At 44.8% G+C, this 1,706-nt stretch carries 2 protein-coding genes; both read left to right on the top strand.

Annotated features, from left to right (window positions below):
* On the top strand, positions 1-1,027 hold a 1,027-nt coding region (locus D3P35_RS25690), incomplete at its 5' end, for a reverse transcriptase family protein (protein ID WP_157982346.1).
* On the top strand, positions 1,020-1,448 hold the full coding sequence (locus tag D3P35_RS26460; RefSeq protein ID WP_157982345.1) for a hypothetical protein: 429 nt from the start codon (positions 1,020-1,022) through the stop codon (positions 1,446-1,448). The genes D3P35_RS25690 and D3P35_RS26460, both read left to right, overlap by 8 nt.
* The last annotated feature ends 258 nt before the right edge of the window (positions 1,449-1,706 follow it).

The following is a 1,706-nucleotide window of genomic DNA, read 5'->3' as shown; positions in this document are numbered from 1 at the left end:
GATAGTTTTGGGATGGTTGGTTCTTTTATTTAATAACTGTATGAAAGAGGGCAAGGTACTTAAGGATTGGCAGAGAGCATGCATAGTTCCTTTGTATAAAGGCAAAGGGGATAAAAGAGAGTGCAAAAATTATAGGGGGATAAGTCTGTTGAGTGTACCTGGTAAAGTGTATGGTAGAGTTATAATTGAAAGAATTAAGAGTAAGACGGAGAATAGGATAGCAGATGAACAAGGAGGCTTTAGGAAAGGTAGGGGGTGTGTGGACCAGGTGTTTACAGTGAAACATATAAGTGAACAGTATTTAGATAAGGCTAAAGAGGTCTTTGTGGCATTTATGGATTTGGAAAAGGCGTATGACAGGGTGGATAGGGGGGCAATGTGGCAGATGTTGCAAGTGTATGGTGTAGGAGGTAGGTTACTGAAAGCAGTGAAGAGTTTTTACGAGGATAGTGAGGCTCAAGTTAGAGTATGTAGGAAAGAGGGAAATTTTTTCCCAGTAAAAGTAGGCCTTAGACAAGGATGTGTGATGTCACCGTGGTTGTTTAATATATTTATAGATGGGGTTGTAAGAGAAGTAAATGCGAGGGTCTTGGCAAGAGGCGTGGAGTTAAAAGATAAAGAATCACACACAAAGTGGGAGTTGTCACAGCTGCTCTTTGCTGATGACACTGTGCTCTTGGGAGATTCTGAAGAGAAGTTGCAGAGATTGGTGGATGAATTTGGTAGGGTGTGCAAAAGAAGAAAATTAAAAGTGAATACAGGAAAGAGTAAGGTTATGAGGATAACAAAAAGATTAGGTGATGAAAGATTGGATATCAGATTGGAGGGAGAGAGTATGGAGGAGGTGAACGTATTCAGATATTTGGGAGTGGACGTGTCAGCGGATGGGTCTATGAAAGATGAGGTGAATCATAGAATTGATGAGGGAAAAAGAGTGAGTGGTGCACTTAGGAGTCTGTGGAGACAAAGAACTTTGTCCTTGGAGACAAAGAACTTTGTCCTTGGAGGCAAAGAGGGGAATGTATGAGAGTATAGTTTTACCAACGCTCTTATATGGGTGTGAAGCGTGGGTGATGAATGTTGCAGCGAGGAGAAGGCTGGAGGCAGTGGAGATGTCATGTCTGAGGGCAATGTGTGGTGTGAATATAATGCAGAGAATTCGTAGTTTGGAAGTTAGGAGGAGGTGCGGGATTACCAAAACTGTTGTCCAGAGGGCTGAGGAAGGGTTGTTGAGGTGGTTCGGACATGTAGAGAGAATGGAGCGAAACAGAATGACTTCAAGAGTGTATCAGTCTGTAGTGGAAGGAAGGCGGGGTAGGGGTCGGCCTAGGAAGGGTTGGAGGGAGGGGGTAAAGGAGGTTTTGTGTGCGAGGGGCTTGGACTTCCAGCAGGCATGCGTGAGCGTGTTTGATAGGAGTGAATGGAGACAAATGGTTTTTAATACTTGACGTGCTGTTGGAGTGTGAGCAAAGTAACATTTATGAAGGGGTTCAGGGAAACCGGCAGGCCGGACTTGAGTCCTGGAGATGGGAAGTACAGTGCCTGCACTCTGAAGGAGGGGTGTTAATGTTGCAGTTTAAAAACTGTAGTGTAAAGCACCCTTCTGGCAAGACAGTGATGGAGTGAATGATGATAAATGTTTTTCTTTCTCGGGCCACCCTGCCTTGGTGGGCCACCCTGCCTTGGTGGACCACCCTGCCTTGGTG

Origin of the sequence: Oceanicella sp. SM1341 (assembly GCF_003448965.1) — a bacterium.
GTDB lineage: Bacteria > Pseudomonadota > Alphaproteobacteria > Rhodobacterales > Rhodobacteraceae > Paroceanicella.
This window is presented reverse-complemented; position numbering and strand designations above follow the sequence as displayed.

What these genes read in the sequence shown, in the direction of transcription:
- D3P35_RS26460 (WP_157982345.1), top strand. Translation starts at nt 1,020, where the DNA reads ATGTATGAGAGTATAGTTTTACCAACGCTCTTATATGGGTGTGAAGCG.